Source organism: Rhodocytophaga aerolata, assembly GCF_030503435.1.
Taxonomy (GTDB): Bacteria; Bacteroidota; Bacteroidia; order Cytophagales; family 172606-1; genus Rhodocytophaga; species Rhodocytophaga aerolata.
This window is the reverse complement of sequence record NZ_JAUKPO010000002.1, coordinates 385,655-400,268: the sequence shown is the minus strand read 5'-3', so window position 1 is coordinate 400,268 and position 14,614 is coordinate 385,655. Positions and strand designations below refer to the sequence as shown.

At 42.0% G+C, this 14,614-nt stretch carries 15 protein-coding genes; 12 read left to right on the top strand and 3 right to left on the bottom strand.

Annotated features, from left to right (window positions below):
- Positions 1-9 precede the first annotated feature (9 nt).
- The 4 genes from Q0590_RS06115 (at position 10) to Q0590_RS06100 (ending at position 2,503) form a co-directional block, all read left to right on the top strand.
- The gene (locus tag Q0590_RS06115) at positions 10-228 is read left to right on the top strand and encodes a hypothetical protein (RefSeq protein ID WP_302036614.1); all 219 of its coding nucleotides are present in this window, start codon (positions 10-12) and stop codon (positions 226-228) included.
- A gap of 78 nt (positions 229-306) precedes the next feature.
- A complete protein-coding gene (locus Q0590_RS06110; RefSeq protein WP_302036613.1) occupies positions 307-657 on the top strand; it encodes a DUF4288 domain-containing protein in 351 nt (116 codons plus the stop codon).
- Positions 658-722: 65 nt separating this feature from the next.
- Positions 723-1,760, top strand: a complete 1,038-nt coding sequence (locus tag Q0590_RS06105) for a sensor histidine kinase (RefSeq protein ID WP_302036612.1) — start codon at positions 723-725, stop codon at positions 1,758-1,760.
- Positions 1,757-2,503, top strand: a complete 747-nt coding sequence (locus tag Q0590_RS06100) for a LytR/AlgR family response regulator transcription factor (RefSeq protein WP_302036611.1) — start codon at positions 1,757-1,759, stop codon at positions 2,501-2,503. The genes Q0590_RS06105 and Q0590_RS06100 overlap by 4 nt, the downstream gene beginning before the upstream one ends.
- A gap of 64 nt (positions 2,504-2,567) precedes the next feature.
- Here Q0590_RS06100 and Q0590_RS06095 read toward each other — a convergent pair whose 3' ends face one another.
- From Q0590_RS06095 to Q0590_RS06085, 3 genes are all read right to left on the bottom strand, one after another.
- Positions 2,568-3,092 (bottom strand): NADH-quinone oxidoreductase subunit A, encoded by a 525-nt coding sequence (locus Q0590_RS06095; protein ID WP_302036610.1) that lies wholly within the window; start codon positions 3,090-3,092, stop codon positions 2,568-2,570.
- 85 nt (positions 3,093-3,177) lie between these two features.
- Positions 3,178-3,789, bottom strand: a complete 612-nt coding sequence (locus Q0590_RS06090) for a hypothetical protein (protein ID WP_302036609.1) — start codon at positions 3,787-3,789, stop codon at positions 3,178-3,180.
- Between the two features lie 126 nt (positions 3,790-3,915).
- Positions 3,916-4,476, bottom strand: a complete 561-nt coding sequence (locus Q0590_RS06085) for a hypothetical protein (RefSeq protein WP_302036608.1) — start codon at positions 4,474-4,476, stop codon at positions 3,916-3,918.
- Positions 4,477-4,879: 403 nt separating this feature from the next.
- Between Q0590_RS06085 and rsmH the strand changes: the two genes are divergently transcribed.
- The 8 genes from rsmH (at position 4,880) to Q0590_RS06045 (ending at position 14,538) form a co-directional block, all read left to right on the top strand.
- Positions 4,880-5,785, top strand: a complete 906-nt coding sequence (rsmH, locus tag Q0590_RS06080; RefSeq protein WP_302036607.1) for a 16S rRNA (cytosine(1402)-N(4))-methyltransferase RsmH — start codon at positions 4,880-4,882, stop codon at positions 5,783-5,785.
- A 150-nt stretch (positions 5,786-5,935) separates the two neighbouring features.
- Positions 5,936-6,343, top strand: coding sequence for an FtsL-like putative cell division protein (locus Q0590_RS06075; protein WP_302036606.1), 408 nt, complete (start codon positions 5,936-5,938; stop codon positions 6,341-6,343).
- A gap of 156 nt (positions 6,344-6,499) precedes the next feature.
- Positions 6,500-8,599 (top strand): penicillin-binding protein, encoded by a 2,100-nt coding sequence (locus tag Q0590_RS06070; protein WP_302036605.1) that lies wholly within the window; start codon positions 6,500-6,502, stop codon positions 8,597-8,599.
- A 128-nt stretch (positions 8,600-8,727) separates the two neighbouring features.
- Positions 8,728-9,705 (top strand): WG repeat-containing protein, encoded by a 978-nt coding sequence (locus Q0590_RS06065; RefSeq protein ID WP_302036604.1) that lies wholly within the window; start codon positions 8,728-8,730, stop codon positions 9,703-9,705.
- A gap of 82 nt (positions 9,706-9,787) precedes the next feature.
- The gene (locus Q0590_RS06060; RefSeq protein ID WP_302036603.1) at positions 9,788-10,789 is read left to right on the top strand and encodes a phosphotransferase; all 1,002 of its coding nucleotides are present in this window, start codon (positions 9,788-9,790) and stop codon (positions 10,787-10,789) included.
- 468 nt (positions 10,790-11,257) lie between these two features.
- Positions 11,258-12,724, top strand: coding sequence for a UDP-N-acetylmuramoyl-L-alanyl-D-glutamate--2,6-diaminopimelate ligase (locus Q0590_RS06055; protein WP_302036602.1), 1,467 nt, complete (start codon positions 11,258-11,260; stop codon positions 12,722-12,724).
- Positions 12,725-12,788: 64 nt separating this feature from the next.
- Positions 12,789-14,006, top strand: a complete 1,218-nt coding sequence (mraY, locus tag Q0590_RS06050; protein ID WP_302036601.1) for a phospho-N-acetylmuramoyl-pentapeptide-transferase — start codon at positions 12,789-12,791, stop codon at positions 14,004-14,006.
- A 169-nt stretch (positions 14,007-14,175) separates the two neighbouring features.
- On the top strand, positions 14,176-14,538 hold the full coding sequence (locus tag Q0590_RS06045; protein WP_302036600.1) for a hypothetical protein: 363 nt from the start codon (positions 14,176-14,178) through the stop codon (positions 14,536-14,538).
- Positions 14,539-14,614: the final 76 nt, after the last annotated feature.

The window sequence follows — 14,614 nt, the reverse complement described above, 5'->3', positions numbered from 1 at the left end:
AACATTCTTATGGCACATTCCTTTTTCATTATCGGACTTGGTTTTCTGCTGAACCTTAAACCGGAAATAGCCGGGCAAAAAGATGCCATATCGGCTTCGCTGATTCCGGCTCTGGGGCAGCTGTTGCAAAACTACCTATTTACCGGCATGCAACTGCTTGTGTGTTTTTTGGTGCTGTATGTAGTATTCCGGAAATGGCATATGCGCTACACAGGTAAACTCTATTAACCGCTGAACACATATGCGCCTTTTATTTGGGCTTCAACTTTTAACTTATACATATTCTTTCATTTAACACAGTAGTATATGACTTGGTATTTAGCAAAACTTATATTCCGCATCATTAGTGGGGAAGGCGAGCACCGCCCGCAGTTTGATGAGCAACTGCGTTTGCTGTCTGCCGAAAACTGGCAACAGGCCCTGGAAAAAGCAGAAGCATTGGGTGCACAAGGGCAGGATACCTTTTTAAACAGTAAACAGCAAAAAGTACAATGGCAGTTTATTAATGTAGTTGAACTATCGGTGTTGGGTAATCTCAAAGACGGATTAGAACTACACTACCGCATAGCTGAGCCGCACGATCCGGACCAGTACATTGAGTCTGTGCACCAGCGGGCAGCACAAATTGCCGGCAGATCTTTTGCCCATTTTTCATAATGGTTGCCATATCTCAACCCCTGTAGCAGCACGTGAAATACTAACTATTTTTAATACTTATTGAAGTGGCTGAGTCTCCTGTTTCAGATGCTAATGTAAAAACTGTGTTTGTTGCCTGCTGGCTTTTGCTGGCTCTCTTGCAGGCATATGCCCTATACAGTTTTGCAATAGACTGGCCCATTGCCCTGGCCGATAGCTTGCTTACTAACCTCTTGCTGGCAAGTACTTGCTTACTTATCAGCAACAACTTACGGTATTACAGGCCTGAAAAAGACCGGTATGTTTACTTATTAATCTGGTGTTTATTCTTAGCTGGCTTATGGTTATTTATCAGTTACCAGGTGCTTACACTTATCTTCTCCAGCAAAAGAGAGTATTTGTTGTTTCTGGAAAAATCATTGATTGTACGTTTCGATATTGCTTTTCTCACGCTGGGCTGGATTGCTATGATCAGTGCCTTATGGTACAACCGGCAAGATCAGAAATTACAGGAGCAGCGCAAACTGGATGCAGAGAAACTGGCAAGAGAAGCAGAGTTGTATAAGCTCCGGCAGCAATTACAGCCGCATTTTCTGTTCAACAGCCTTAATTCAATAAGTGCCCTGGCCGGGAGTCGGCCTGAAGAAGCCCGCAAAATGATTCATCAATTGTCGGATTTTCTGAGAGGTACTTTACGCAAGGAAGAAGAGCAATGGGTAAGTCTGGGAGAAGAGCTTCAGCATTTGCAATTGTATTTAAATATTGAGAAAGTACGCTTTGGGCACCGGCTCTCTACAGAAATTGACTATACCGAAGAATGTACAAGCCTGCTATTGCCACCTATGCTGTTGCAGCCAGTAGTAGAAAATGCCATTAAATTTGGCTTATATGATACCATTGATACAGTAACTATTACGGTGCAGGCTACTTGTATGGATAAGCATCTGGTAATTACTATCCAAAATCCTTACGACCCGGATACGGCCAACCCCAGGCAGGGTACAGGTTTTGGCTTAAGTGGCGTACAGCGGAGATTATTTCTGCTGTTTGGCCGGAACGATTTGCTCGAAACAAAAGCACAACATCATACATTTACCACCCAACTAACGATACCACAGAAATGACCCGCGTAATCCTGATAGATGACGAACCGCTGGCCCGGATGATTGTTACTGAATATTTGCAAGCGTATCCGCAACTAACCATAGTGGAAGAGTGTAACAATGGATTTGAAGGTGTAAAAGCCATTGGGCAACACAAACCGGATTTAATCTTTCTGGATATTCAGATGCCTAAAATTAATGGCTTTGAAATGCTGGAATTAGTAGACAAGCCTCCTGCCGTCATCTTTACTACGGCGTTCGATGAATATGCCTTACGTGCCTTTGAAGCGCATGCAGTGGACTACCTGCTTAAGCCTTTTACCAAAGAACGGTTCGATAAAGCCTTACAACGATGGATGGAACAGCGGACCAATGCAGATGCCAGCTTAGCTAAAACAACTGCTTTATTGGAAACCGTGGCTCAATCACCAGCCCAGCAAGACCGGATTGTGGTAAAAACAGGAAGTAAAATATCCATTATTCCAGTGCAGGAAGTACAATACCTGGAAGCCTACGACGATTTTGTGAAAATTCATACCGCGCAAGGGATGTTTGTGAAAAATAAAACCATGCACTATTTTGAGCAACAACTGGATAGCCGGTTATTCGTACGGGTTCACCGTTCCTACATTCTGCAAATTCAGCACATTACCAGGATAGATCCTTACCAGAAAGATTCCTATATAGCTGTGTTGCGTACAGGGGCGCAAATTCCCGTAAGCCGCAACGGCTATGCCAAGCTGAAAGAGGTGCTCGGGTTATAGATATAAAGAAAAGAATTACTCGTTTTATAAACTATATAATACTGTATAATTAAGTGTCAAAAAGTTAGCTTTCTATTTCTGCTTGCTCTAGAGGTTGAGCTACAGGTGACTTTCCGGCGTACTTCCGGTTTATTTGTTCATATAGCTGCGCAGGTACATTGGTTTTGAAGGTAGGAGTTTTTATTTGTGGTTTTACCCAGTCTAAGTACCCTTTTACCCAGGCATAGGCCAGGCCAAGAACCAGTATGCCCACAAACAGGAACATTTCAGCCAGGGCAAACCATCCCCAGAGCCCGTTGGTTGCTTGTATCAACTCCCGGTTGCCAAATACAGTTGCCCATGGAAAAAGAAATACCAATTCCACATCAAACAAAATAAAAATGAGAGCTACAATATAAAACCGCACATTAAACTGCCCCCAGGCACTGCCAACAGGTTCTTCGCCACACTCATACGATGAAAGTTTTTCTACATTGGGGCGGTTAGGCCGGATCAGGCGGGCAACTGTTAGGGCTACAATGACAAATACTATTGCTCCTACAATAAAGAGCAGAATGTATCCGAACTCAGAAATCTGTGAATGCTGCATAAGCGCCTGAATAAATGGCTAAGTTAGCAAAAAGCCTGATAGAATCTATCAGGCTTTATACGATTCGTTGCTTTTGTATGGATTATTAATTGGTCAATAAGCTGATAATTAAGAGGACAACACCTACTCCTAAGGCAAGTATGCCTATGGTGGATGCTGTGCCAGAAGTAGCCAGAACCAGCACCAGACCGACAATTGCTAGCAGAGCACCCAACGCAACTAAGGTAGTATTCGCCTGAGGCGCATTGGCTTTTTTTGCTTTCATGATGTCGAATTTTTTTTCTGCTTTAGCCAGCAGTTGTTTGGCAGCATGTTGATCTTTCGCACTGGCCTGCTGCACTACATTTTCAGAAGTTGCCGCCTGCTTTTCTACTTTACGGGCTAGTTTAGCTACTTTGCGGGCTAGTTTTGGGTTTTCTATAGCTAGCTCATTTACAGAGGCAGCTAAATTTTCAGATACCGCCGGCAGCATAGTTGGGTCACTGCTGGCAACCAGTTCTACATCGTCGGCAATAGTGGCTTCAGGCCCGGCTTGTGCCGCTTGTGGCGATTCAGTTGTTTCTGACAAGTAGGCGTGGTTGTGAATGGTTGAATTTTGTGCAAGTTTAGGAGAGCTGCAAGACGTCCATACGCATAGCAAACCAAACAATCCCATCCAGCGGATGGAGATCGCAGAAGAAGAGATAATTTTTCTCATGATAGAAAGGTTTAGGTACTGGTGATTAGTAGTGTATGATAAGCTGTACAAACGGAAAAAGGGCTGTAAAAGATATACTTTTACAGCCCTCCAGCTAAATATTTACTATACCTGTTGCTTTCCTGATTAAATTACTTCCAAGGCAGCCAGCAAGATTACTACTAAGCCTACTACCAATGCCAAGCTACCTAACCCGGCCAGTACACCGCTATAAGCAGCAGCACCTACGATGATTAGTAAAAGCCCTACCACAGCAATGATGATACCTACTTTTACCTGCTGATCCATGGCTTTGCCTTCTTTAGCAGCTTTTTCAGCTTTAATATCCATTTTCTTTTGTGCTTTTTCCAGCTTCTTTACGGCTGTTTTCATCAGAATTTTAGCAGGCAGAGATTTTACTTTGTTTTCTTTGCCAGCTTTTACTTCTTGTTTAGCAGGAGCTGCGTGTTGAGTTGAAGCGGTGGTTTCTTCAGTTGCAGCAGATTCCATGGTGGCATTCGTACCAGCAGCGGCAGGCGCATCATCTTCTTCAGCGCTGGCTGTGAAAACAGGGGCTTCAGCAGTTAAAATTTCTTGTTTTTCAATAGTTTGGGCAAAACTAACAGAGTTTCCGGCTGTGCAAAAAAATACAGCAGACATCGCTCCCAGAGCGAAAAGACGTTTGGTGAAGGTACTTTGTTTTTTCATAAAAAGGTTTGATTTAATGAGTAGTTAAGTAATTTGCTCTAAAAACTTCCAATTATATACTATTTTTTATAATTATTTAATGATTCCGCTTATTTTGTAGAAAAAATATTGCAAAATTCTCCAGCAACTGATAGCTCTTAGTATTTGCAGAGTAGGCTTCCAGATTCAGGGCTTAATGGCTGTCTACGGCATAAGTAACCACTTTGTAGCAAAATTCTTGGAAAAAAATTTGCTTGTTTTTGCAACTCATTCACAATGAACGTATAACCGATTTTCCGATTTGTGGGCTTACCGGAATTCCCTTTTTTCAGGCAACTGCATCAGTTTTCTGCTTTCTTTCGTTACATTTGTTAAACCATCATGAGCAGATCTGCTCAGTTTTAAGTATATAATTCATAATTAGTTGTACGTGTATCACCAACCAGTACTGTTACAAGCATGTATAGACGGGCTCCAGATAAAGCCGGAAGGTACATACGTAGATATAACGTTCGGTGGCGGCGGCCATTCCAAAGCCATTCTGGAAAAACTCAATGGCGGTAAGCTTTTTGCCTTCGATCAGGATGCTGATGCTGCACAGAATGCCAAAGAAATAGAACATCCGGGGTTTACCTTCATAGAGGCTAATTTCAGGCATATACGCAGGTATCTAAAGCTATATGGGGCCGGGCAGGTAGATGGCATACTTGCAGATCTGGGGGTTTCATCTCATCAGATAGATTCTCCGGAAAGAGGTTTTTCTACACGTTTCCAGGCCGACCTGGATATGCGGATGGACCGTAGTGCATCCCTTACTGCTAAGTCTATACTAAACCTGTATACAGAAGATCAGCTGCATAAAATATTCGGGATGTATGGCGAAGTGAAAAATGCGAAAACTCTGGCGGCCACTATCGTAAAAGAACGCTTTGCCAGACCCATAGGTACAGTAAATGAGTTAAAAGCCATACTGAATAAGTTTGCTCCCAGAGGGCGGGAAAATAAATATTATGCTCAGGTATTTCAGGCGTTGCGCATAGAAGTAAATGAAGAGTTGCGGGTACTGGAGGAGTTTCTTGAGCAAACTGTAGTACTACTCAAACCCGGAGGCCGCCTGGTGGTAATGTCGTACCATTCGCTGGAAGACCGGCTGGTAAAAAACTTTATAAACAAAGGAAAATTCTCAGGCGAAGCAGAGAAGGATATGTTTGGCAATTTGCAGGTGCCGCTCAGGCCAGTCACCAAAAAGCCTGTAGAAGCCAGTGAAGAAGAAGTAGCCAGAAATAACCGGGCCCGAAGTGCCAAACTCAGGATAGCAGAGCGGATATAAAAAAAGCATTAATGGCTAAGGCACCCAGAGCGAATAATAAAGATTTTACTTTAATAATACCCTTTTCCTACAATGAGCTGTGTAGCGTACGAAACCAAGGAGCAAGTTTATTCTTTGACCACACTACCCGGCATTAAGCTGTAAAAATTTATGGCAGTAAATACATTTAAACAAGAGAAAAAACCGGTAGCACCCCCCAAGAAAACTAAGAAAGGAGGCAGTTTTTTCAAGTTTATTGAAAGCTATGTAAAGCTTGGCATTATCTTCGAAAATGGCTTGCCGGTAAAATATATCCCCTATATTTTGTTTACGGCGGCTATGGGAATTTTTTATATAGGCAATATTCACTATGCCGACAAAACGGTGCGCGCCCTGGATAAACTAAAATTGGAAGTAGATGATCTGCGGGCCGAATTTATTACCCTGCGGGCCAGTTTTGAATATGAAGGCAAGCAATCGGAAGTAGCCAGAAAAGTAGCGCCCATGGGCTTGTCCGAAAGCTCTGAACCACCTTATAAAATTATTGTCAGAAAAAAAGAAGAAGAGGAAAATGAATAAATAGGATAATTTGGAAACATATAAGCGAATAAATAAGAATAATGTATAGTTTTTTGCACAGAACTGCTGTATTTCAATTATTTTTAGAGTGATCATACATGGATTAAACTATCGTTTTCGAGTTTTAAGATTCTTTACTTTTCAACATATACTACTGTGAACATTAAGAACTCCATATTAGTCAGGGTGCGGATTGCCTTCTTAATGGTATTTCTTTTTTCCCTGGCAGTTGTAGGAAAAATTTTTCACCTGCAATTAGTTCAGGGCGATAAATGGCGGCACATGGCCCAAGAAAAAACAATTAATTTTCAGAAAGTAAAAGCTACCCGGGGAAACATTATTTCTGATAATGGAAATCTACTGGCCACTTCACTGCCTTTTTACCGCTTAGCGTTAGATCCTAGTGTAGCCGACAATAAACTGTATAAACAAGGCCTAGATTCGCTGGCATACCTGCTGTCTGTTCATTTCAAAGACCGTTCGCCAGAAGAATACAAGCGCAGAATCAATAATGCCCGGCAGGAGAAGCGGAAATACCTGATGTTGAACTCGAGAATGATCAACTATCAGACAAAGAAACAGATGGAAACCTGGCCTATCCTGCGGGCTGGCCGCTACAAAGGAGGCGTAATTTTTGAACGGACCGACCGCCGCTTTAATCCATTTGCTGCCCTGGGTACCCGTACCATAGGGTATGTAAACCAGCAGAGCAAAGGCGTGGTAGGCCTGGAAGCTAGTTTTAACAAACAGTTAGCCGGTAAAGATGGACAAGCCCTGTTTCAGCGCATGGCTGGTGGTGGCTGGAAACCACTCAACGATGGCTCAGAAGTACCCCCTGAACAAGGCTGGGACATTCAGACCACTATTGATATTAACCTGCAAGATGTGGCGCAAGATGCGCTTTACCGGGCAGTAACTGATCACCAGGCAAATTATGGCTGTGTGGTCGTAATGGAAGTAGCTACTGGCGAAATAAAAGCTATGGCTAATCTGGGTAAGCTAAAAAATGGAGGCTATGCCGAAACCTATAATTTTGTGGTAGGGCAACAAGGCCGTACTGACCCTGGTTCTACGTTTAAGCTTCCTTCTATGATTGCTTTACTGGAAGAAACCCAGATAGAGCCAACCGACAGCATTGATACTGGTAATGGCACTTTCCGCTACAATGGTGCCGTTATGAATGATTCCAAACCAGGAGGCTATGGGAAAATTACGGTGCAACAAGCCTTTGAGCATTCCTCCAATGTGGCCTTTGTCATGATGATGCGGGATCATTTCCGGGGAAAAGCCCAGCGGTATATTGAATATTTAGATGCTTTTGGGCTTACCAGGCCCTTAGGTTTTCAGATGCTGGGCGAAGCCGTACCCTACATTAAACGGCCGGAAGATAAGACCTGGAGCGGCATTACCTTGCCCTGGATGGCCGTAGGCTATGAGTCTAAAATGTCGCCGCTGCATATACTGGCTTTTTATAATGCGATAGCCAACAATGGCAAAATGATTCAGCCGATTATTGTGAAAGAAGCCCGCATTACCGACAATGCTGAAGAGCAATACCAGGCACGGGTAATTAACGAAAAAGTATGCTCTGACCGCACCTTGCGTATTGTGCGCAAAATGCTGGAGGGCGTAGTAGAAAGAGGCACTGCTAAAAGTATCCGCAACAACGATTATAAAATTGCCGGTAAAACAGGTACTTCCCAGAAGTTGAAAGACGGCAGGTATACCAGAGAGTACTACACTTCCTTCGCAGGTTATTTCCCGGCAGATAAACCTAAGTATAGCTGTATTGTAGTAATAGATGGCCCGCAAGGCTACCGGCAATATGGTGCCGAAGTGGCTGCACCGGTATTTAAAGAGATTGCCGATAAGGTGTATGCCCGTGATCTGGAAATGCATAAATTATTAACGGCAGAAACTGCTCCAGAAAGTACAGCCTTTCCGCTGGTGAAAGCCGGGCATTTTGAAGACCTGCGGTATTTGTGCAACCAGATGGGGATTTCCAACCATGGCCGCGAACTGGAAGAGTGGGTAGTAGCCAATGTAAGCGACAACTCTATTAGCTGGAAAAACAAACTGGCCCGCAAAGATGAAGTTCCTGATGTAACCGGAATGACGCTAAAGGATGCCCTGTATATTTTAGAAAACCAAGGGTTAAAAGTAAACTACCGGGGCCGAGGCAGGGTAGTTTCCCAATCTCAGCAAGCAGGTACCCACATCCTGCCGGGCAGCAGTATTGAGGTGGTGTTGAATTGATTCTCCTTCTAATATCCTTAACCTAGATTGCTTCTAGCCCTATTGTCATGCTGACGAAGGAAGCATCTTTTCTGATTTGAATTTATGTTTTGCTAAATTTTACTTAGTACTCACCTTGAAGTATCTAAATGATAATAAACCCTAACTTATATCCTGCAAAGAAAAATGGGAGGTCAGGTTATATAGATCGAACTGGTAAAATAATAATCGACTTTGAATTCGACTTTTTTGGAAGCCGGGATTTCTCAGAAGGGTTAGCAAGTGTGATGGTAAGAGACAAGGCAGGTTTTATTGACGAAAGTGGCAACTTTATTATTGAACCTAAATATGAGATGGCATTAGGCTTTTCAGAAGGCTTGGCTTTAGTTATATACAAAGGGAAATATAGTTACATAGACAGAAATGGAAATTTTATTATTCAACCGAATTTCTACAGGTGTGATAGTTTCAAAGATGGACTTGCTTGGGTAATGGATGTTGTTAAATTAAAAAGTAATTTTATTGACAAAACAGGTAAAATCAAATTCAGTGAAAGATATTACTTAAATTCTAAGTACAATGAGGGCCTCATCAATTGTGAAGAAGAAGGTGGATGGGGATTCATAGATAGTAGCGATAGATTCATTATACCTCCCATTTATAAATATGCAAGACCATTTATTGAAAATAAAGCCGCCGTTTTACTTAAGAATTCTTCAACACGAAAAGCTACTAAAAAAGCTTTATATGGGTTTATTAATAAAAACAATGACATAATCATTGATCCTAAGTTTCAAGGAGCAGATATTCGGTTTTCTGAAGGGCTTTGTGCAGTATGGAATAACACTTACGGATACATTAATCAAGATGGTGAAATAGTAATTCCTTATGAATTTGCTCTAGGCGCCCACTTCAATGAAGGTATGGCTGTAATTAAGCCAAAGGGTAGAAATAAAAAATATGGGTGTATAGATACGGAAGGAAATATAACTATAGAACCTATTTTTACACATATTGAAGATTTTAAAAACGGACTCTCTGAGGTAATAATTGGCGATAACTACGACAACTTTCATTACGGGTATATAAATAAGCAAGGAGAGTATATTTGGGAACCAACTAGATAATATAGTTATCGGAGAATATTGATAAATATTATGTCTTTGATCTATATATTATTCCTCCTGTTCCTTACAAATTTTCTACTGCATGTCTACCTTTCCTGTAATAGATTCTACCTTATCAGCCAGGCATCTGGCCGTATGGGCTATAGAAAAATATAACCTCCCTACGCAAACTACCTGTAGGCTGCTCCGGACCAATATGAACCATACCTATGTAGTAAGCGAGCCGGCAACCACGTATATTTTGCGGGTATATAGCTATAACAGGCGCACACTAACCGATATTGCCGAAGAAGTCAGGCTGTTAAATTTGCTGAAAGAATCTGGTATAGCTGTTTCTTACCCCATTCCTGATACAAATAATACGTATATTCATCAAATCTATGCGCCGGAAGGAATACGCTATGCCGTGTTATTTTCTTTTGCAAACGGAGGCAAAATCCGCAACCTCACCGGAGAGTTGTGTTACCAGATAGGCTCAACAATGGCCCGGATGCATCAAGTAACGCTTGGCCGGCAAATTAACCGCATAACCTATACTACTCACACGCTGGCAAAGGTAGCCTATCAGCAGGCAAAAGTATATTTCCCAGAGTCTTTACCAGACATGCAATTTATTCAGGCATCGGCTAACAAATTAGATGCTGTATTTAAGGAGGCTGCCGCTTCTGCCAGTAGAACTGGTGTAGTGCACCTGGATATATGGTACGATAACATGAGCATTACTGATGATGGCCAGATCACTTTGTTTGATTTTGATAATTGTGGAAATGGATGGCTGATCTGGGATATTGGTTATTTCTGCATGCAACTGTTCCATACCCAACCGGATAAAGCGGACTACGAAAGAAAACGGCACCTATTTCTGAAAGGCTACCAGGAGATTACAGCTATTCCGGAGGCAGAAATTCCTTTAATACCCTATGCCGGGTTGGCTATCTGGATTTACTACCTGGGTGTGCAGGCCGAAAGGTTTGATAACTTTGCCAACATCTTTCTTTCAGAAAATTACCTAAAAATGTATATGGGGAAAGTAAAGGAATGGCTCTTATATCATCAACTTACGATAGACTTGCCTGCCGTATAGTACGCTTTGCTATTGCCAGATGAATAGCAGCTTGGAAAAGCTACGATCAATAATTTCTTAGCTGGCTCAGAATCATGGCTGCCCATGTAATAATTCCTGGCATTTACCTGTCTCCTTCAGTACAAGTGGCCAATCATCTAAAACCTTGCAAAGCCAACCATGTATAGCAGGTTACCTTTTCAGAGCAATTATGGCTTTTTCTGTTGGAAGAAATTTGCAACAGGTGAATTCTAATGCTTTTGTTTGAAATACTAGCAAACTAAGCCTGGTAAGCCTTTTGTAAATGCAACAGTTTTCCCTCAAGGAATTCCAGGTGTAATTTTATATGATTTTTCATTTTAGTTTCTCTAGGTTTTATTATTATTTCACAGAAATTTAGGTGTAACCTTTGCACCTATTTATTTTTGCAGTCAGTCATACAAAACGCATTGTACTTAATAATCTTTTTCAAAAATAATTTTTCCTGTCTTGAAAGCATTACTCAAAGATATTCTATATAAAGCCTCCTTAGTATCTGTAAAGGGAGACACATCCACCGAGATTACCCATATTTGTTTTGATTCCAGGGCTGTGCAGCCGGGTAGTTTATTTATAGCTGTAAGAGGCACCCAAACGGATGGACATACCTATATTGAAAAAGCCATCCTCTCTGGTGCCAGTGCTATCGTGTGTGAAGAGTTACCCGGAGAACTAAAAGAAAATGTGGTATACGTACAGGTAGCCGATAGTGCAGAAGCACTTGGCTACATAGCTTCTAATTATTATGGAAACCCTTCGGCAAAGCTAAAGTTAGTGGGTGTAACTGGTACTAATGGCAAAACTACGACCGTTACCTTGCTTCATAAGCTTTTCCGTAAACTGGGCTATAATGCAGGCTTGTTGTCTACCGTGCAAAACCAGATCAACGAAACCATTATTCCTTCTACACATACCACGCCGGATGCCATTCAGCTGAATAAGCTTCTGGCGCAGATGCTGCAGGCTGGTTGTACGCATGTATTTATGGAAGTAAGCTCACATGCGGTGGTGCAGCACCGGGTTACTGGAATTACGTTTGCCGGAGCTTTATTTACTAACATTACCCACGATCACCTGGATTTTCATAAAACGTTCGACAATTACATAAAAGCCAAGAAGAAGTTTTTTGACGATTTGTCTTCCGCTGCCTTTGCGCTGGTTAACATAGATGATAAACGCGGGATGGTGATGCTACAGAACACCCTGGCCAAAAAGCAGACATTTGCTTTGCAAAGCATGAGTGACTTTAAAGGTAAACTGATTGCCAATACACTGCAGGGTTTACAAATGGAAATTGGCGGTAAAGAAGTATGGTTTAAACTGATTGGCAATTTCAATGCGTACAATTTGCTGGGTGTGTACGGAGTAGCTATTTTATTAGGTGAAGACAGTGAAGAAGTACTCACCCAGCTATCGGATTTATATGCGGCTGCCGGACGTTTCGAGCAGATTGTAGCCCCCAATGGTGTAACAGGTATTGTAGATTATGCCCATACCCCGGATGCCCTGGAGAATGTGTTGTCTACCATAGATTCGCTGCGGGAAGGCAATGAGCAAGTAATTACCATTGTGGGCTGTGGCGGAAACCGCGATGCTACCAAACGTCCGGTAATGGCCGAAATAGCCTGCAAACTCAGCGACAAAATAATTCTTACGTCTGATAATCCACGCGACGAAGATCCAATGGCTATATTAGACCAGATGATGGCTGGCGTAAAAATTACCGACCGGAAAAAAGTACAGGTCATTGCCGACAGAAAAGAGGCTATTGCGAAAGCAGTGGCCATGGCAAATCCCAAGGATATAATTCTGGTAGCTGGCAAAGGGCATGAGACGTATCAGGAAATCAAAGGCGTAAAACACCCCTTCGACGATAAGCAAACTTTAAAAAACATCTTTACAATGATTAATGACTAATGACGAATTCATTCTCATTTGATCAGGCTCACTATTCATTACTCACTACTCATTATCCATTACAATGTTATACTACTTATTTGATTATCTGGACAGGGAATTTGATTTTTTCGGAGCAGGTGTATTCCAGTACATATCTTTCCGGGCGGGTATGGCGGTTATTATCTCCCTGATCGTAGCGATTGCCTTTGGTAATAAATTAATAAATATGTTGCGCCGCCTGCAAATTGGGGAAAGTATCCGCGATCTGGGCCTGGAGGGACAAATGAGTAAAAAGGGCACTCCTACAATGGGCGGCCTTATTATGATTGCAGCTATCCTGATCCCTACGGTGCTCTTTGCCAAAGTCAACAATATTTATATTATTCTACTGATTGTTTCAACCGTATGGCTAGGGCTGATCGGTTTTCTGGACGATTATATTAAGGTGTTTAAGAAGAATAAAGAGGGATTACATGGCCGCTTTAAGGTTGTAGGACAAGTTGGCCTGGGGTTAATTGTAGGGCTTACGTTGCATTTCAATGGCGATGTAGTTGTCCGCGAATACCCGCCGGCGCCTATTGCCAGTGTAGCAGCCCCCCTGCAGGAAGGAAAGAATTATGTAGACGCCAAATCTACTTATACAACGGTACCTTTCTTTAAAAACAATGAATTTGATTATAATAACCTGATTCCTTTTTTGCCGGATGAATATACCTGGATTGTGTATGTGCTGGTAGTGATTTTCATTATTACAGCTGTTTCCAATGGAGCCAATATTACCGATGGAATTGATGGATTGGCCGCCGGTATATCGGCTATTATTGGCTTAGCCCTGGGTTTATTTGCCTACCTGTCGGGTAATGCCATTTTTGCCGACTACCTCAACATTATGTTTATTCCCAATACTGGTGAGCTCATGATTTTTTGTGCGGCTTTTGTAGGTGCCTGTATTGGCTTTTTATGGTATAATTCTTTTCCGGCACAAGTATTTATGGGCGATACCGGCAGCTTAACGCTGGGTGGCCTAATAGCTGTACTGGCTTTAGCAGTCCGTAAAGAATTCCTGATTCCGGTACTTTGTGGTGTGTTTTTGGTAGAAAATCTTTCGGTTATTATGCAGGTATATTATTTCAAATACACCAAAAAGAAATATGGCGAAGGCAGGCGTATTTTTAAAATGGCTCCGCTACATCACCATTACCAGAAAATGGGCTACCACGAAGCCAAAATTGTAACCCGCTTCTGGATTGTCGGCATCCTGCTGGCTGTATTCTGCCTGGCTACTTTGAAGTTGAGGTAGTAATTGACATTCCGGATGGTATCTGCTTACGGTTGTGTGAAAGTTACTGGAAGGTGTATTTATATAGATGTTAGGCGTAATGGAGAGATAAAAAGGAATGAAATATATAATTCTCATTAGTCTTCTAGTAATTAGTTTGATAGTTAGCTATTGGCAGTTAACCGATTATTTGCCTCCTAGAACTGAGCATAAAGTAGCAAGACGGATAAGCCAGTTGCATATTGAAGATAATACTCAGATAAATAAATTTGACGAACAATGGACCCCGAATGGAGATGGAGGTATATTTATCGAACTTTCTTTGAGTAAATCACAGCAAGAGGCGATTTTAGAGCAAGTTAAGCGTAACTCCAATTACAAACTATTTCACCAGGGAGAGTTACCATTCATTGAAGTGGGCCAGATAAACTTGGATACGATTAAGGAAGGTTATTATATGCTTTCATATACCAGCCAGGATGAAAGCGATTTTAATTTTGTGCTTGTCGATGTTAGTAACCGAGAGATTATTATTCAAACGCTTATCCAATAACAATAATCACGTCTCACACCAGCTATCACAATCACCTGGCCGCTCCACCGCAAACCTAAACAGGATGCCACGGCGC